This window comes from Mesorhizobium sp. M0491 (genome assembly GCF_040321265.1).
GTDB lineage: Bacteria > Pseudomonadota > Alphaproteobacteria > Rhizobiales > Rhizobiaceae > Mesorhizobium.
On the sequence record NZ_JAMYRE010000012.1, the window covers coordinates 193,162 to 211,110 of the forward strand.

Genomic DNA, 17,949 nt, shown 5'->3' on the forward strand with positions numbered 1-17,949 from the left:
ATGGCGGAGTTGCGTGGAGCGCTGATCGGCTGCGGCTTCTTTGCCGTCAACCAGATGCACGCCTGGCGCGGCATTGCGGGCGCTTCGATCGTTGCTATCTGCGACCGTGACCCGGAACGGCTCAAGATCGTCGGCGACCAGTTCGGCATAGCGAAGCGCTATACCGATGCGGCGGAACTTTTTGCCGGCGAAAGCCTGGACTTCGTCGACATCGCCACCACCGCGCCCAGCCATCGTCCGCTTGTCGAAATGGCGGCCGCTCATCGCGTTCCGGTGATCTGCCAAAAGCCGTTCGCGCCGACGCTCGCCGACGCCAAGGCAATGGTCGGGGCATGCGCGGAAGCCGGCGTGCCGCTGATGGTGCATGAGAATTTTCGCTGGCAGTCGCCGATCCAGGCGGTGCGCGCCGTGCTCGACAGCGGCGAGATCGGCACGTCTTTCTTCGGGCGCATCTCCTTCCGCTCCGGCTATGACGTGTTTTCCGGCCAGCCCTATCTGGCGACGGGAAAGCGCTTCATCATCGAGGACCTCGGTATCCATGTCCTCGACATCGCCCGCTTCCTGCTCGGCGACGTCTCGACCATCACGTCGCGAACCGCCCGCATCAATCCTAGTATCGCGGGCGAGGATGTGGCGACGATGCTTCTGGACCACAAGAGCGGCGCGACCTCCGTGGTCGACTGCAGCTATGCGACGAAGCTTGCCACCGAGCCGTTTCCCGAGACGCTGATCGAGATCGACGGCAGCGACGGAACGATCCGGCTGGCGCAGGGATACCGGCTCACCGTCACCGGCAAGAACGGCACGGTCGTCACCGACGTCTCGCCGCCGCTGCTGCCATGGGCGTCGCGGCCCTGGCACAACATCCAGGAAAGCGTTGTCGCCATCCAGCAGCACTGGGTAGACTGCCTGGCAAAGGGGATCGAACCGGCGACCTCGGGAGCGGACAATCTCAAGACGTTCGCGCTCGTCGAGGCCGCCTATGCTGGTGCCGCGAGCCGGCAACCGGTGCAACTCGACGCCTTGCTGAAATGACCGCCGACACTTTCCTGCTCTACGGCACGCGTGCTCTCGAGGCCGAGCCAGTCAGGCTGAGCGCGGGCGCGCTCAGCGCCGACTTCGTCAACGGCAATCTGCGCACCATCCGCCATCGCGGCACCGAAGTGCTGCGCGCCATCGCCTATATCGTACGTGACCGCGACTGGGGCACCTATGAGCCGGTGCTGACGGGCCTCGTCATCGATCAGGACGCGGAGAGCTTCGCGATCAGCTATTCGGCAAGCTGCATCGGACCCGATGGAAGCCGGCTCGGCTTCCACGCAACCATCAAAGGCTTCGCCGATGGCCGTCTGGTCTTCGACGTCGGCGCCCTCCCCGAAAGCGATTTCGAGACCAACCGCTGCGGCTTCTGCATCCTGCATCCGATCGCAGGGCTGGCCGGCAGTCCAGTCACTGTCGAGCATACGGACGGCATCGTGGTGGCGACGAAACTGCCCGAACTGATCGACCCGTGGCAGCCTTTCAAGGATATCCGCGCCATCACCCATCAGGTTCGGCCTGGTGTCACCGCCGAATGCCTAATGGAAGGCGATACATTCGAGATGGAAGACCAGCGCAACTGGTCAGACGCCTCCTACAAGACCTATGTGCGGCCGCTCGCGTTGCCATGGCCCTATGTGCTGCCTGCCGGCCAGCCCTTGCGCCAAACGATCAGCCTGCGCATCACAGGGAAAGGCAACGCGCCGGCTGCCGCCATGGTCAGCGAACCGGTCCGCGTCGAACTCGGCGAAGCCGGGCCAAGGCTGCCCGATATCGGCGTGGTCATCTATCCCGAGGATGTCGAGAGCGCACTTGCGAAGCTCTCGATGCTGTCGGCGCTCGGCCCGCAACAGCTGATCTTCCACTACGATCCGACGCGTGGCCACGGGCTCGACGCCTTGCGCGCTTTCGCCCGACTGGCAACTGCCTACGCAGCCGAAACGACCCTCGAATGCGTCGTTGCCTGCGCTGGCGATCTCGACGCCGAGATGTCAGGTGTCGCCGGCCTGGTGCGCGAGGCCGGGCTAAAACTCTCGGCCATTGCCGTGTCGCCTTCGGTCGACCGGCAGTCGACACCGCCGGGCAGCACGTGGCCGGACTGTCCGCCGCTCGAGAACGTTTACGCGGCCGCGCGGCGCGCCTTTCCGGACATCCGGCTCGGCGGCGGCATGTTCAGCTATTTCACCGAACTCAACCGCAAGCGCGTGCCGGAGGACCAGCTCGATTTCGTCACCCATTGTACTTGCCCGATCGTTCACGCCGCCGACGATCTCAGCATCATGCAATCGCTGGAGGCGCTGCCTTTCATCACCCAATCGGCGCGGGCGATCTTCGGGGCGAAACCCTATCGGATCGGACCATCGACGATTGCCATGCGGCAGAACCCCTATGGCGGCGCGACCAAGCCCAATCCCGGGGGACAGCGCATCGCCATGGCCGACCGAGACCCGCGCCATGCCGGCCAGTTCGCGGCGGCATGGACGATCGGCTATGCCGCGCGCATCGCGCCCGCTGGGCTGGAACAGCTCACGCTCTCCAGCTTCACCGGACCGTTCGGCGTGCTGGCGTCATTTGGAGAACCCGTCGCGGAAGGAACACCCCGGCCGCTCTTCAGGGCCATCAAGGGGCTTTGCGAACTGGCCGGCCTTGCGCATGTGTCGGCAAGGACGAGCGATGAGACCAAGGTGCTGGCGCTGGCCGGGCGCTCCGCCTCGGGCAAGACAATCGCGTGGCTGGCGAACCTGACGGCGGACGAAGTGCCGGTCGACATTTCGGCTTTTGGCCGCGGCCATCTCGTGATGACGCCTTACGCGATCACCCGGCTCGGCTGAAGTTACTTTTCGGAATTCATCACATAGAGCGCGCGCGAGCGTTCGAGATGCTTGATCATCGCCTTCTCGGCGCCATCCGCATCCTTTTTCTCGATGCGGCCGATGATCTCTTCGTGCTCGGTCAGCGTGAACTTTTCCTTGCCGGTCCAGATCAGCATTTCGGTGTGGTATTCCTTCAGCCAGCCGAGCATCGCCTCACTAACGGCGACATAGATCGGATTGCCTGAGATCGCGGCGATCTGGGTATGGAATTTCATGTCGGCGGAGATGAAGGCTTCGGAATCGCCACGGAAGCCGCGCTGTTCGGCAACGGTGGCCCTGAGGCGCTGCACATCCTCGGCGGTGGCCTTTTCGGCGGCTTCCCTGACCATGCCGCGCTCGAAGAAGATGCGCGCGGTCTTCAGGTGCTCAAGCGTGTCCTTCGATGACGACAGGATGATCTTGGCGGCGCCATCGACCTGCTTGATGATCGACTTTGCCGTGAGCTGCAGCACCTTGGCGCGCTCGCCATGCGAGATCGCGACCAGGCCCATATTGCTCAGCGCCTGCATCGCCTCGCGAATCGCCGGCCTGCCGACCTCGAAGCGCTCCATCAGTTCGCGCTCCGACGGCATGTCGTCACCCGGCATCAATTCGCCGCTGGTGATCAGGCGCTTCAGCCGCAAGAAGACCTCGTCGGAAAGCTTGCGCCGGACAATCGGTTCCGAACGGTTCATCGTCGCGAATCACTCCCTTGAGCCGGCCCTATCTAACACTGCCGCCACATTTCCCGGAAATTGCCGCCTGTCGATCTGCCTAAAACTTCTAGCCGGATATGCCTTGCAATACTTATGTACTCATTATACCAGATTTAGAACACCGGTGAACCTTTTTCGAACGCCTCGGCTTAAGACAGCAGACCATGATCACCCTCACCTATCGCATCGAAACGCCTGGAAGCATCGAAGCGTTGGCCGCCAAGATCGCCAGCGACCAGTCGACCGGCACCTTCGTCGCGCTGCCCGGCGAGACCGAAGAGCTGAAGGCCCGGGTGGCGGCGCGCGTGCTGGCGATCCGGCCTCTGCCCGATGCCGAGCGGCCGTCACTTCCCGATGACGGCAGCGGGCCGTTCAAACGCGCCGATGTCGACATCGCCTTTCCGTTCGATGCCATCGGCACCGACCTTTCGGCGCTGATGACCATCGCCATCGGCGGCACCTATTCGATCAAGGGCCTCACCGGGATCCGCGTCGTCGACATGAAGCTGCCGGAGGATTTTCGCGGCGCGCATCCCGGCCCACAGTTCGGTGTCGCCGGCAGCCGCCGACTGACCGGTGTGACGGACCGCCCGATCATCGGCACCATCGTCAAGCCGGCGCTCGGGCTGCGGCCGCACGAGACGGCGGCAATGGTGGCGGAACTGATCGCCGCCGGCGTCGATTTCATCAAGGATGACGAGAAGCTGATGAGCCCGGCCTATTCGCCGCTGTCGGAGCGGGTGAAGGCAATCATGCCGCTGATCCTCGACCATAAGCAGAAGACCGGCAAGAAAGTGATGTATGCCTTCGGCATTTCGCATGCCGACCCGGATGAGATGATGCGCAACCACGATCTGGTGGCGAAGGCCGGCGGCAATTGCGCTGTTGTCAACATCAATTCGATCGGGCTCAGTGGCATGGCGTTCCTGAGGAAGCGCTCCAGTCTGGTGCTGCATGCTCACCGCAACGGCTGGGACATCCTCACCCGGCACCCCGGGCTAGGTATGGGCTTCAAGGTCTGGCAGCAATTCTGGCGACTGCTCGGCGTCGACCAATTCCAGATCAACGGCATCGCCTCGAAATATTGGGAGCCGGATGACTCCTTCGTCGAGTCGTTCAAGGCGGTGACGACGCCGATCTTCTCACCTGAGGACTGCGCCTTGCCGGTCGCCGGCTCCGGCCAGTGGGGCGGGCAGGCGCCCGAGACATATGCGCGGACCGGCCGGACCGTCGATCTTCTCTATCTCTGCGGCGGTGGCATCGTCAGCCATCCGGACGGGCCGGGCGCCGGCGTGCGTGCCGTGCAGCAAGCCTGGCAGGCGGCGGTCGACGGCATTCCGCTTGCCGACTTCGCCCTGAACCACCCTGAACTGGCGCGGTCGATCGAAAAATTCGGCGACGGCAAGGCAGCCTGAAGCCATGCAGAACCTGCTTCTCAGCTATTATGGCGACGACCTGACCGGCTCGACCGATGTCATGGAGGCGCTTGAGCTCGGCGGCGTGCCGACCGTGCTGTTCATGCGCCAGCCGGACGATGCCTTGCTTTCGCGGTTTGCCCATTGCCGGGCGATCGGCCTCGCCGGCACCAGCCGCAGCGAGACGCCGCAGTGGATGGACATGCATCTGCGCGATGCCTTTGCCTGGCTGAAGACACTCAACGCCGCGATCTGCCACTACAAGGTTTGCTCGACCTTCGATTCCAGCCCAACGGTCGGCAGCATCGGCCGGGCCATCGAGGTCGGCCGCTCGGTGTTCGCGCAGGATAGTGTGCCGCTGCTGGTCGGCGCGCCGCAGCTCAAGCGCTACACCGCCTTCGGCCATCTATTCGCCGCCTATCGCGACCAATATTTCCGCATCGATCGCCACCCTGTGATGAGCCGCCATCCGACGACGCCGATGGATGAGGCCGATCTCCTGATCCATCTGTCGCGGCAGACGGCGCTGAGCTCCGGGCTGATCGACCTTGCAACGCTGCAGTCCGCGTCGCGATCGGCCGCGTTCGATCGCCTGACCGGAAACGGCACCCCCATCGTGCTTCTCGATGTCGACAATCTGGAAACGCAGGCTCTGGCCGGCAAGGAGATCTGGCGCGTTCGCAAGCCAGGCGGTTCTTTTGTCGTCGGCTCGTCCGGGGTCGAGTATGCATTGCTGGCCGAATGGGCGTCGAATGACATTGTCGGCGCTGGACAAGGTTTTACGCCGCCGGGCGCAGCCGAGCGGATAGCCGTCGTGTCGGGCAGTTGTTCGCCGACCACCGAGCGGCAGATCCGGCATGCCCTGACCGACGGTTTCGACGGCATCGAGGTCGATCCCGTCGAGCTGGTTTCGGAGTCTTCGCAGCAGGCGATCGCGCGCGCAACGGCAAGCGGCCGTGCCAGTCTGCAAGCCGGGCGCAGCGTCATCCTCTACACCGCGCTTGGCCCCGATGCCGACAGGGGCGCCGAAATCGACCGGCAGGAAGGCGCCCGCCACAGGCTTGGCCGCGGCCTTGGAGAAATCCTTCGCAGCCTGACGATCGAACAGAATTTGCGGCGCGTGGTCATTGCCGGCGGCGACACGTCGAGCCACGCACTCGGCGAGATGGGTGTCGATGCCCTGACAATTCGCATGCCGCTGCCCGCTTCGCCTGGCTCGCCGCTCTGCGTTGCCCACTCGCGCGTCAAGGCGATCGACGGCTTGGAGGTCGCGCTCAAGGGCGGCCAGGTCGGAACCGATCGCTATTTCTCAGCCATCCGCGACGGCCTCGGCACTTGAACCAGCCGACACCTGGATTTCAGGAGCCGCTGTGCGAGAGCACTTCAACACGCGAAATGCGCCTTGCCGGGTGGAAATCCCGGTAACACCCGGTACTATCTGCGAAAATGCCGAAATCGGGAGGACGTCGGGTGCAGACCAAGAAGATCATCAACGATGGCAACCGCGCCGTTGACGAGATGCTGGAAGGCATCCTGGCAGCGCATCCCCGCCATCTCAAAAGCGTGGACGGCAGTCCACGCTCCATCATCGCCCGCGACGGACCGCGCCAGGGCAAGGTGGGCCTCGTGATTGGCGGCGGTTCGGGCCACGAGCCGAGCTTTCTCGGCTTTGTCGGCAAGGGATTGGCTGACGCTGCGGCCATCGGCAATGTCTTTGCCTCGCCGCCGCCGGACCCGATCCTCGAATGCGCCAAGGCAGTCAGCGGCGGCGCCGGCGTGCTCTTCATGTACGGCAATTATGCCGGCGACGTGATGAATTTCGACATGGCGGCCGAGATGGCCGCCATGGACGACATCGAGGTGCGCACGGTGCTGAGCACCGACGACGTCGCCTCGGCACCGCGCGACCAGCGGCACAAGAGGCGCGGCGTCGCCGGCAATTTCTTCATCTTCAAGGCGGCCGGCGCCGCCTGCGACCGGATGTTGTCCTTCGACGAATGCGAGCGCGTCGCCGGCAAGGCCAACGACCATACCTTCACCATGGGCGTGGCGCTGTCGCCCTGTTCGCTGCCGCAGACCCGCCGGCCGAATTTCGAGATCGGCCCGGACGAGATGGAGATCGGCATGGGCATCCACGGCGAGCCCGGCATCGCGCGCGAAAAGTTGAAAACAGCCGACGAGATCACCGACGAGATGCTGGACAGGATTCTCGACGAGATGGCGCCGGCGCGCGGCGACAAGGTCGCGGTGCTCGTCAATTCGCTGGGCTCGACGCCGCTGATGGAACTCTACATCATGAACCGGCGCGTGAAGCAGAGGCTCGATGAGATCGGTGTGTCCATACACGCAAGCTGGGTCGGCAATTACTGCACCTCGCTCGAAATGGCCGGGGCCTCGATCACTCTGCATCGGCTGGACGGCGAGTTGCAGACGATGCTGGACCACCCCTGCGACTGCGCCATGTTTCGCGCCGGCTAAACCCACTTCTGTGGCAAGGACTAAGACATGACGACAATCGACACCGCCCGCCTTGTCGCGATGTTCGCGGCGATCGCAACCGCCATGTCGGCCGACAGGGACCGACTATGCGCGCTTGACGGAGTTATCGGCGACGCCGACCACGGCATCGCGATGGAGCTTGGATTTTCCGCGGCACGCGATGCAGTCGCCGCACTGGACACCGAGGCCACTGATCCGACCACCTTGCTGAACACGGCGGCAAAGTCGTTCCTGAATGCGGTTGGCGCCTCCTCCGGTCCGCTCTATGCGACCGCGTTCATGCGCGCCGCGGCAGCCGTCAAGGGCAAGACGACGCTCGACGACGCGGACGTGGTCACTCTGTTCCAGGCGATGGCCAAAGGCATTCAGGATCGCGGCAAGGCCGAGCCAGGCGAAAAGACGATGATCGATGCATGGGCGCCGGCTGCGCAGGCGGCGGGCGAAGCGCTGACCTCCGGCAAGGATCTGGCGGGCAGTCTCGAAGCTGCTGCACAAGCGGCAAACGCCGGCGCGGAGGCGACCAAGTCGATGGTCGCCACCAAGGGCCGGGCATCGCGCCTCGGCGAACGCTCGCTTGGCCACATGGACCCGGGCGCCGCCTCCGCCGTGACCGTGATCGAGGCGATGCGGGTCGCCTTGACCACCTGATCAGTAACGGGCCTTCCGCGCCTCAGCGCTTGGCGTCGAGCTTGTCGATGGCCTGCACGTTTGTGGCGGAGGGGCCATTCGGATCGAACTCCGAGGCCAACCATGCGTCGGCGATCGATTTCGCCAGTTCGGGACCGATGACGCGGGCGCCCATGGTGATGATCTGGGCGTTATTGGACTTGGCGGCGCGCTCAGCGGAATAGGTGTCGTGGGTCAATGCGGCGCGAATGCCCGGGACCTTGTTGGCGGAGATGCTGACGCCGATGCCGGTGCCGCAAAACAGGATGGCCCGGTCGTAATTGCCGTCGAGAATTTCGTGGCCGACCGAGGCGGCGATATCGGCGTAGAATCCGGCCTGGCTTAGGTCGACGACCTGCAGTTCCGGCTTGGTGGCGAGATGCTTGGCGATGACGTCGAGCAACGGCTTGCCGGCGCTGTCGGCTCCGAGTGCGATCTTCATGATGATGAGCTCCTTTGGTTGGTCTTTTAGCGGTCAGCGCGCGATGGCGGCCGACGCCTTTTTCAGAATGTCGATATAGCCTTCCGCTTGCCACGCCGAGCGGCCGATGAACAGGCCATCGATATGCGGCTGGCCGATGAGTTCGGCCGCGTTGCCGGGATTGACGCTGCCGCCGTAAAGCACAGGCGGGGCAGCCGGCAGCCGGTCGGCGGCAACCTGCTTGATCAGCGCCTGCTGCCTGTCGGCATAGTCGGCGCTGGCGGGAATGCCCTTCTCGCCGATCGCCCAGACGGGCTCGTAGGCAAAGAGGATTTCAGCCTTCAGTTGATCGCCGCTCAGCTCTTGCAGCGCGCCGAGAACCTGTGCCGTCAACACCGCCTCGGCGCGGCCTGATTCACGCTCAGCCAACGTCTCGCCGACGCAAATCAGCGGCACGAACCCGTGCCTGACAGCGGCCGCCGTTTTCAGTCCCACAGTCGCGTCCGTTTCGCCGAAATGCTCGCGACGCTCGCTATGGCCGAGTTCGATCACATCCAGCCCACAGTCTTTCAGCATCACTGGCGAGATCTCTCCCGTCCAGGCACCGGCGTCGGCCCAATGCATGTTCTGGGCGCCGACTTTCACGCGGGTGTTGGCCAGCGCCGCTTTGACCTGGCGCGCGGCGGTGAACGGCGGAATGACGAAAGGCTGTATCGCCTGATCGAAGTCAGGCACGAAGGCCGCCAACGCATCGGCGAACTGCAGCGCCTCGGCAAGCGTCTTGTTCATCTTCCAGCTCGTGCCGACCCAATATGGGGTCATTCTTTTCTCCTTCAACGCGCGTTTTTCCTGGCCACCATCGGTGCCGGCGTCTAGCCAGCATTTCACTCAAGCCCGAGGCTTGAGACTGTCGCGACCGCTGTCGATATGAGGCGCCCAGAAATCCACCGACTCGCGGATCATCTCGATAACCTGATGGTCGACTGGTTCCCTCTCCCTGAAGGAAAGTTCAAGGCAAATTTCATTGTCGGTTCCACCGCCCTGCCGAACCGCGTCCAGCAACTTCTGCGGCACTATGCGGCCATCCTTGTTGTAGGCGGCCGTGAACGGCCAGTGCCCGCCCTTATTCATCGACGACTGCTTGATGTGGATGATCGGCGATTGCAAGGGAAACGCTTTCGCCCAGGCATAGGGATCGGTGTCGGCAGGGTTGGGCGAAGTGACGTCGCCATGGTCGATGTCGACCATCATTTTCATCGGTATGGGCAGCTTCGCCGCGTCGATGGCGCCTTGCAGCGTGGCGCAGCTTTCGATCGTGTGGCCGAACTCGCGGCCGACCGACATCGGCTCCCAGAACAGGTATGTCAGACCCGCCGCCTTGGCGTGTTCGGCCACCTCGCGCCAGCATTCGAGGGCGATATCGAGAAGCACTGCCCGCCGTTGCGGATCGTCAAAGTCCTTGTGGGTGAAGATGGCGAACTGCGTGCCCATGCCCGACGCACCGAGTTCCGCGGAAATATCGGCGAAGGTCTTGAACCAGTCGACATAGTAGCGCCGGACATCCGCGTCCGGATGGCCGAAGTGATTGAGCCGGCCATAAGGTCCGGTCATGCCGGAGGTGATCCGCACGCCGGTCCGCGAAAGCGCCCTGTCGAACAGGCGCAGGAATTTGGCAATCGTTGCCGCCGGCCAGCCCGGATTGACGAATTCATGCGTCAGCTGCACGTCGCGGATACCGATGCCATAGGCAATCGCGTCGATCAAATCGTCCGGATCGGCGAAACGGTTGACCAGCGGATTGGTGTTGAGGGAAAGCGTGAAGGCCATCAGTCTGCCGTCGCCATGATGTTATCGAACCAGTCTTCGAATGCTTTCCGCTCGGCCGCATTGAGATGCAGGCCATGTTTGGTGCGGCGTTCCAGAATATCGGCTGATGTGCCGGCCCATTCGGTCTCGGCCAGGAACCTTGCCTCCCGCTCATACAGGTCGGGACCGAAGCGGCGGCCGAGATCCGCCTCGCGCTGTGCGCCGGCGAGCAATTGCCTGGCACGGGTGCCGTAGCTTCGAGCGTAGTGCTTCACCAGCGACGGGCTGAGCCATAAAAACTCGGAATGCAGATCGCTCAGGAACTGCTCGAAGTCCGCATTGGGCAGGTCGCCTCCCGGCAAGGGGATTTTGGCCGTCCAGGCTTTCTTCATCATCGGAAAAAACGGCTGGATCTTTTCCAGCGCATGTTCCGACAGCTTGCGGAAGGTGGTGATCTTGCCGCCGAACACCGACAGCAGCGGCGCGTTGCCATTGGAGGCGTCGAGTTCGAAAATATAGTCGCGCGTCACCGCGCTTGGATTGTCGGCATTGTCGTCATAGAGCGGACGCACGCCTGAGAAACTGTGGACCACGTCCTGTGACGTCAGCTGTCGCTTGAAATAGCGATTGACCACCTTGATCAGGTAATCGACTTCGCTTGCCTCGGCGACCACTTCCTCGGGCCTGCCTTCGTAGGGAATGTCGGTCGTGCCGATCAGCGCCAGATCGTTCTCGTAGGGGTTGACGAAGATCACTCGCTTGTCGTTGTTCTGGATGAGATAGGCCTGCCGCCCCTCCCAGAATTTGGGCACGACGATATGACTGCCTTTCACCAGGCGAACATTGCGGGTGGAGTTCTGCCCGGCGACTCGGCTGACAATGTCGTTGACCCACGGCCCGGCCGCGTTGACCAGCGCCCGCGCCCGGACCTTCGTCACCGCACCCGTGCGACCATCCTGCATGTCGATCGACCATAGTCCGTTTTCGCGGCGGGCCGCGACACAGGCGGTGCGCGTGAGCACTCTGGCACCGCGCTGCCTGGCATCCAGGGCGTTGAGCAGCACCAGGCGCGCATCGTCGACCCAGCAGTCGGAATATTCGAAACCGCGCTTGAATTCGTCCTTGATCGGCGCGCCTTCCGGCGCAGTCCTGAGGTTCAGTGTTCGTGTCCCCGGCAGGCGTTTACGGCCGCCAAGGTGGTCGTAGAGAAACAGCCCGAGCCGGACCAGCCATGCCGGCCTGTCTTGCGGGCTGTGCGGAAGAACGAAGCGCATCGGCCAGATGATGTGCGGCGCTGCCTCGAGCAGCACCTCGCGTTCGATCAGTGCTTCGCGAACCAGCCGGAATTCATAATATTCGAGGTAGCGCAGGCCGCCATGCACCAGCTTGCCGGAGCGCGAGCTCGTGCCTTGCGCGAGATCGTCCTTTTCGCACAGGATGACGGACAGCCCGCGACCTGCCGCATCACGCGCTATGCCGGCTCCATTGACGCCGCCGCCGATCACGAAGAGATCGACGACATCTGTTGTATTGCTCAAGATCTTGCTCCTGTGCGGTGCGCCATGCCCTTCCACACCGGCCGAAGCGCCTGACGCGCTGCAACGAAGGAAGGGAAGAGGGCATCGTAGGTATGCGAAAGCGCCTCGTCATAGGCATCGCAGTCGCCGAGAAGCGGCGTCACCCATTCGGCGGCGCAGTCTTCCATCGAGCCATAGACGCCGAGGCCGACGGCCGCCATCATCGCGGCGCCTGCCGCGCCGGCTTCCTGGCGACTGCTGGTGCGCACCTGCGCCCGGGTCGCCGCCGCGATGATGCGGCGTAGGGAGGGGCTGCGCGCGGCGCCGCCCGACAGGCGGATCTCGCTCGGCACGGCGCCCATCGCCTGGTAGCAATCGCGTGCGGCGAAGGCCAGTCCCTCGAGGACGCCGCGTGCCAGATCGCCAAAGCCGTGCTTGACCGAAAGGCCGATGAAGCCAGCGCGTGCGTCAGGATCGACGAACGGTCCTCTTTCACCGGCCAGCGATATATAGGGCTGGTAGATCAGCGAACCAGGCTCCGATGCTTCCACCCAAGCGTCGAGGGCCTTCAGCAACTCGTCATGAGAAGGCTTGCCGCCAGCCGTCGCGAGCACGTCGCGCGCAAGGCCAAGCACCCAGTCTATGTTGAGCGTCGCCGCCATGTTGGATTGCAATTGTGCAAAGGCGCCTGGAATAGGCATGGCGATCGTGTAGCCGGAGCCATCGTCGTTCAGCACGACATCGTCGGGAGTGGCGGCAAAGCGTGTGTGTATGCCGGTCGAGCCGATGACCGTGCAGCCGACATTGCCCGAGGGATCATAGAGGCCGGCTCCGAGCGCCGTCAAGACCATATCGACGTAACCCAGCACCACCGGCGTGCCTTCGAGCAGGCCAGTCTCTGCCGCCGCCGATCGCGACAGCGGATGATGGTCGGTGGTGCCTTCGAGCATGGGAGGCAACAGGCGGCGATGCGTCGTCAGATCCAGGATGTCGAGGGCTTCGTCGGAATAGCTGCGCGACCGAAAATCGCCGAAGGTGAAGGTTCCCTCGGAGGGATCCGTGGCGCGTTCGCCCGTCATCTTGAAGTAGAGCCAATCCTTGCAATGCAGTGCGGTCGCCGCCCGCTCCAGCATGTCGGGATGGTTCTTTTTCATGAAGGCAAGCTGGGCGCCTTGCTGGCAGGAATTCAGCCCCGTGCCGGTCAGCTCGAACCGCCTGCGATCCCGGGGATCGGCGCGCATCTCGTCCACCAGATGTCCAGCTCGGGCATCAAGCCACAGCCAGGCGCGCGAGACAGGCAAGCCGTCGCCATCGATCAGCCAGGTTCCGTCGCCCTGCCCGGTGATGGCCACCGCCGCGGTTCGTTGCGCGAGGTCGGGAACCTTGGCCGCGAGATCGCGAACGGTCCGCGCCATGTCGCGCCAGGTCTGGTCGAGGTCCTGCTCGGCGCCGCCGCCTTCCAGCGTGACGAAGCTATTGGGCACCGACGTCATGGCGAGCTGCCGCCCGGACAGGTCGAAAGCGATCGATTTGATCACCGACGTTCCCGCGTCGATGCCGATCAGCAGGTCTTTCATGCCGCAAATTCCGGTTGGTTGCGAAGGCAGTTCACGAGGGCAGTCATTTCGTAGAAGAGGCAGGGGGTGTCCGCGAAACACCCCCTGTACAGGTATTACTCAGACAGCACGAAGGGTGCGGTGTACTTGTCGACATTGTCCTTGGTGATGAGAAGGCAATCGAACAGCTGCTTCTCGGTCGCTGCACCGGTGGCACCTGTCTTGATAAACGAGTCCGCCTGCTGCACGGCCTTGGCCGAGAAGATGGCGACCGGCTGCAGCACGGTGTACTGCAGTTCGCCGGACTTGATCGCCGCAACCGCATCCGGGGAGCCGTCGAAGCCACCGACCTTGATGCCGGCGAGCTTGCCGGCTTCCTTCAGCGCCGCAACCGCGCCAAGCGCCATCTCGTCATTGCCGCTGATCACGGCGATGATGTCGGGATTGGCCTGCAGCATGCTCTGCATCTTGTCGTGGCCCTGGGTACGATCCCAATTGGCGACCTGCGAAGCAGCCTTTTCGAGATCCGGGTACTGGCTCAGCACAGTCGCGTACCCGTTCGAGCGCGTAGCGGCGTTGTTGTCAGACGGGGCGCCGAGCAGTTCGACATATTTGCCCTTTTCGCCGACGGCCTGCACCCACTGCTGGGCACCGAGAGCAGCACCCTGCGCGTTGTTGGAAACGAGCTGACCCTTGGCGAGGCCTTCCTGATTGATCTCGGCATTGACGAGGAACACCGGGATGTTGGCTGCAATCGCCTTCTTCACCGCACCGACAGAGCCGTCAGCGTTGGCCGGATCGAGGATGATCGCCACCGACTTGTTGGTGATGGCGGTGTCGATCAAATTGCTTTCGGTATTGGTATCGCCCTTGTGGGCGCCGACATTGGCCGTATAGCCAAGCTTCTCGGCCTCGGCCTTGGCGACGTTGCCCTCAGTCAGCCAGTAGGGGTTGGCCGGATCGTTGACGATGATCGAGATCAGGCCCGCGGCTGACGCGGCGGCCGTGAACCCGACGACCATCGCGGCGGCGAGCAGACTTTTCAGCATGGTTTTCATGTACATTCCTCCAATGATTACGCGGTGTTGCTGCCAGTTCACCTGGCAGTCTTCCCTTGGGCAGGATTGGCCGGTTCGGCCTTCCCCCGTTTCTGAGAAGTCGGTTGGCCACCTGACGCGCTTGGGAGCTTGCTACGGCGGCGATACTGAACGGCATTGAGGAGCACGGCGAGCACGATGACCGCGCCCGTGAACACTGTCTGCCAGTAGGATGAGATGCCGATGATCACCAGACCGTCGGACAGGAAGCCGATGACGAAGGCCCCAAGCAGGGTTCCGCGGATGTTGCCGCGCCCGCCGGTCAGTGCCGCGCCGCCGATGACGACGGCCGCGATGGCCGTCAGTTCGTAGGTGGTGCCGGCGGTCGGTCCAGCCGACGTCAACTGCGAGGACAGGATCAGGCCGGCGATGGCGGCACAGATGCCCGACAGCACATAGACGGAAATCTGCACCGTCTTGACCGGAACGCCGGAGAGTTCGGCCGCGCGCTCGTTGCCGCCCGAGGCGTAGAGCCAGCGCCCGAAAGCGGTGCGGTTCAAGACGATGCTGCCAATGAGCGCGATGACCACGAGAACCACGACGCCCGTCGGCACGCCGAACAAGCGGTTGAAGCCAAGCGCATCGAAGCCGGTGTTTCCGAGCTCCGGCTTGCCGCCGAGATTGTTATAGGTCAGGCCGCTGGTCATCAGCAGTGCCAGGCCACGCGCCATGTACATGACGCCGAGCGTGGCGACGAAAGCCGGAACCTTGAAGCGCGCGATGAGCACGCCGTTGATCAGTCCGACGACGGCGCCGAGCATGCAGGCCAACACCGCGACCACCCAGACCGGCGGATAGAGAACGACACCCAGCCAGGTCAGCGTCACGCCTTGCATCAGGAACCCGGCAACGACGCCGGCCAAGCCCAGCGTCGACCCCACCGACAGATCGATACCGCCATTGAGGATGACGAGCAGCATGCCGATCGCGAGGATTCCGAAGATGGCGACATGCGAGGCCATGGTCAGGAAATTCGCCACCGAGAGATAGTAGGGCGACAGGATCGAGAACACGACGATGATGACGATCAGGGCAAAGAAAGCGCGACCCTCGAGCAGCAGCTTGGCGAGATCGAAGCCTTCGCCGCCCGCGCTTGGACTGGACTGTTTTCTGGCCTGGCTGACGTCGGTCATTGGTCTGGGCTCCGAAATTCTGGTGATCAGGCGACCACGGCTTCGCCAGAGGCGGCCATGATCTGCTCTTTGGTGGCGTTGGCGCCGAATTCAGCTGAAATCCTGCCACGCCGCATGACGACGATGCGGTGGGCAATGCTGAGGCATTCGTTGACCTCAGAGGTCGAGAAGACGACCGCAAGCCCTTGCGCGGCGCGTTCGCTCAGCAAGCGGAAGACCTCGGCCTTGGCGCCGACATCGATGCCACGGCTCGGTTCGTCGAGAAGGATGACTTTTGGGTTGGTCGTCAGCATCTTGCCGATGACGACCTTCTGCTGATTGCCGCCCGACAGCGATCCGATCATGGCATTGCCGCCTGCGGTCTTGACGGTCACCTTGCGGATCGAGTCTTCGACCAGCTCTCGCTCTCTCGAACGGGACAGAAACAGCCCCTTGGCGAACGCTTCGATGCTGGCGAGCGAGAGATTGCGGCCGACGGTCATCGTTTGCACCAGCCCGTCGCGCTGGCGGTCCTCGGGGACCAGCACAAGCCCTCTGGAGATGCGCTGCGCAATGCTCAGTCCGGAAACGTCCTCGCCTTCCAGAAGCGCGCGTCCGCCCGCCATCGGCACCCGTCCGGCGACGGCTTCCAGCAATTCCGTGCGCCCGGCGCCCATCAACCCGTAGATGCAGATGATCTCGCCTGCCCGGACGTCCAGCGACAAGTGGTCGACGACGGAATAGCCTGAGCCCGAAGTGTCGACGACGCTGACATCCTCGATCGAAAGGGCGACCTCGCCGAACGCATGGCCGGTCGGCGGCGAGCCGAGATCGAAATTCTCGCCGACCATGTTGCGCACGATCCACTCGAGATCGATATCCCTGGCTTCGGCCGTTGCCGTTATCGCGCCGTCGCGCAAGACAACGGCGTAGTCGGTGATCTGCAGCGCCTCTTCGAGGTGATGCGATATGTAGACGATGGAGACGCCGCGGCTGGTCAGGTCGCGGATCACCTTGAACAGCACCTCCACCTCTGTTGCGCTGAGCGCCGAGGTCGGTTCGTCCATGATCAGGATGCGGGAGTCGACCGACAGTGCCCGTGCGATCTCGACGATCTGCTGTTGGCCGAGGCGCAGATCCTCAACCAAGGTCATCGGGTCAATATCCTCTTCGAGGTCGGCCATCAGGGCGCGCGCCTGGCGCGACTCCTCGGCGAAGTCGAGACCGGTCCTGGTGCGCAGTTCGCGCCCCATGAAGATGTTGTCGCGAACGCTGAGGTTCGGCGCCAGGCTGAGTTCCTGGTGGATGATCGAGATGCCGCGATCGCGTGCGTCGGAGGACGAGGAAAAGCTGACGAGGTGGCCGTCGAGCACGATGTCGCCGGATGTCGGCGTGACCACACCGGACAGGATCTTCATCAGCGTCGACTTGCCGGCGCCGTTCTCGCCGAACAGCGTCGTGACCTTGCCGCGATGGATGTCGAAATTGACGCCCTTGAGTGCATGGACGCCGCCATACGACATGACGATGTTGCGCGCCGAAAGCACGGCGTCACCAGTCGCGGGTCCGGTGTCGGCAGTCAGATTCATTTGACGTCCAGCCTCACGGGAGTGACGAGCCAGCTCTTCGGATTGACCAGCTTGAACGCGCCGACCACCGATATCGTCTTGCCGGTCAAGGCGCTCGTATCGAGCTTTGCCAAGACTTCCTTCTTCATCTCGTTGTTCAGCGCCGAGCCGGCGTCCTGATACTCGATCTGGTTGGTGAACTGGCCGAATGTGATCTTGCCGGTGGCGTCGCGCAGCTCCGTTCCGTTGATCGCCGGCCCGGTCTGCACGCGGATCACCAGCGTATCCGGCACGCCCTCGACGGCGACCTTGTAGATGCCCGATGTTCCTTCGCCGACGACGCCGCTGAACTTGACGGAAATGACAGGCCCGACACCCGCAGGCACGCCGTATTCCTTCTCTGCCGTCGCCCTGTCCTTGGCGATCGCCGTCGCCACCGTCACCGCGTCTGCGGCACGCGCTTCGACATCGGCCTGCACCTTGGGAAACTCCGACTTGCCGTAGTCGGTCGCGGAAAAGACGGCGCTGCGAACGTCGCCGGCGGATCCGATCCTGACCACCTTGGTGTCGAGCGCCATCGCGCCGAGCAGGATGACAACCGCGGCGCCGGCAATTGCCCGGCGCAAGCCGGGCGAAGCCGGCCTGGTCGGTGCGGTGGCAGCCTTCGCGCTCATGACGCAACCGC

At 63.6% G+C, this 17,949-nt stretch carries 16 protein-coding genes; 6 read left to right on the forward strand and 10 right to left on the reverse strand.

Annotated elements, in window-relative coordinates; genetic code table 11:
- Positions 1-1,035, forward strand: a complete 1,035-nt coding sequence (locus NKI69_RS17755; RefSeq protein ID WP_023808897.1) for a Gfo/Idh/MocA family protein — start codon at positions 1-3, stop codon at positions 1,033-1,035.
- Positions 1,032-2,870, forward strand: a complete 1,839-nt coding sequence (gene apnL / locus NKI69_RS17760) for a D-apionate lactonase (protein ID WP_023808898.1) — start codon at positions 1,032-1,034, stop codon at positions 2,868-2,870. The genes NKI69_RS17755 and apnL overlap by 4 nt, the downstream gene beginning before the upstream one ends.
- A gap of 2 nt (positions 2,871-2,872) precedes the next feature.
- Here apnL and NKI69_RS17765 read toward each other — a convergent pair whose 3' ends face one another.
- Positions 2,873-3,586 carry a transcriptional regulator NanR gene (locus NKI69_RS17765; protein WP_023808899.1) on the reverse strand — a complete coding sequence of 238 codons (714 nt, stop codon included), beginning with the start codon at positions 3,584-3,586 and terminating at the stop codon, positions 2,873-2,875.
- A gap of 185 nt (positions 3,587-3,771) precedes the next feature.
- On the opposite strand from NKI69_RS17765, the gene oiaX reads away from it, so the two are divergent.
- The 4 genes from oiaX to dhaL all read left to right on the forward strand — a co-directional run bounded on the left by oiaX (position 3,772) and on the right by dhaL (position 8,169).
- A complete protein-coding gene (gene oiaX, locus NKI69_RS17770) occupies positions 3,772-5,022 on the forward strand; it encodes a 3-oxo-isoapionate-4-phosphate decarboxylase OiaX (RefSeq protein WP_023808900.1) in 1,251 nt (416 codons plus the stop codon).
- Positions 5,023-5,026: 4 nt separating this feature from the next.
- Positions 5,027-6,361: a four-carbon acid sugar kinase family protein gene (locus tag NKI69_RS17775; protein ID WP_023808901.1), complete on the forward strand. Its 1,335-nt coding sequence runs from the start codon at positions 5,027-5,029 to the stop codon at positions 6,359-6,361.
- Positions 6,362-6,492: 131 nt separating this feature from the next.
- Positions 6,493-7,500, forward strand: a complete 1,008-nt coding sequence (locus tag NKI69_RS17780; protein ID WP_023808902.1) for a dihydroxyacetone kinase subunit DhaK — start codon at positions 6,493-6,495, stop codon at positions 7,498-7,500.
- Between the two features lie 27 nt (positions 7,501-7,527).
- A complete protein-coding gene (dhaL, locus tag NKI69_RS17785; protein ID WP_023808903.1) occupies positions 7,528-8,169 on the forward strand; it encodes a dihydroxyacetone kinase subunit DhaL in 642 nt (213 codons plus the stop codon).
- Positions 8,170-8,191: 22 nt separating this feature from the next.
- On the opposite strand, the gene derI is transcribed toward dhaL, so the two are convergent.
- The 9 genes from derI to NKI69_RS17830 form a co-directional block, all read right to left on the reverse strand.
- On the reverse strand, positions 8,192-8,629 hold the full coding sequence (derI, locus tag NKI69_RS17790) for a D-erythrulose-4-phosphate isomerase (protein ID WP_013533067.1): 438 nt from the start codon (positions 8,627-8,629) through the stop codon (positions 8,192-8,194).
- A gap of 33 nt (positions 8,630-8,662) precedes the next feature.
- Positions 8,663-9,430, reverse strand: coding sequence for a triose-phosphate isomerase (locus tag NKI69_RS17795; protein WP_023808904.1), 768 nt, complete (start codon positions 9,428-9,430; stop codon positions 8,663-8,665).
- A gap of 66 nt (positions 9,431-9,496) precedes the next feature.
- Positions 9,497-10,435: a sugar phosphate isomerase/epimerase family protein gene (locus NKI69_RS17800; protein ID WP_023808905.1), complete on the reverse strand. Its 939-nt coding sequence runs from the start codon at positions 10,433-10,435 to the stop codon at positions 9,497-9,499.
- Complete coding sequence (locus tag NKI69_RS17805; protein WP_128302322.1) at positions 10,435-11,952, reverse strand: glycerol-3-phosphate dehydrogenase; 1,518 nt, start codon at positions 11,950-11,952, stop codon at positions 10,435-10,437. Before NKI69_RS17805 ends, NKI69_RS17800 begins: the two co-directional genes overlap by 1 nt.
- Complete coding sequence (locus tag NKI69_RS17810; RefSeq protein ID WP_352722216.1) at positions 11,949-13,508, reverse strand: FGGY-family carbohydrate kinase; 1,560 nt, start codon at positions 13,506-13,508, stop codon at positions 11,949-11,951. The genes NKI69_RS17805 and NKI69_RS17810 overlap by 4 nt, the downstream gene beginning before the upstream one ends.
- Positions 13,509-13,603: 95 nt before the next feature.
- Complete coding sequence (locus tag NKI69_RS17815) at positions 13,604-14,545, reverse strand: D-ribose ABC transporter substrate-binding protein (RefSeq protein ID WP_013533072.1); 942 nt, start codon at positions 14,543-14,545, stop codon at positions 13,604-13,606.
- A 38-nt stretch (positions 14,546-14,583) separates the two neighbouring features.
- On the reverse strand, positions 14,584-15,717 hold the full coding sequence (locus NKI69_RS17820) for an ABC transporter permease (protein ID WP_128302320.1): 1,134 nt from the start codon (positions 15,715-15,717) through the stop codon (positions 14,584-14,586).
- A gap of 26 nt (positions 15,718-15,743) precedes the next feature.
- Complete coding sequence (locus tag NKI69_RS17825) at positions 15,744-17,285, reverse strand: sugar ABC transporter ATP-binding protein (RefSeq protein ID WP_352722218.1); 1,542 nt, start codon at positions 17,283-17,285, stop codon at positions 15,744-15,746.
- Complete coding sequence (locus NKI69_RS17830) at positions 17,282-17,938, reverse strand: DUF2291 family protein (protein ID WP_352722221.1); 657 nt, start codon at positions 17,936-17,938, stop codon at positions 17,282-17,284. Before NKI69_RS17830 ends, NKI69_RS17825 begins: the two co-directional genes overlap by 4 nt.
- Positions 17,939-17,949: the final 11 nt, after the last annotated feature.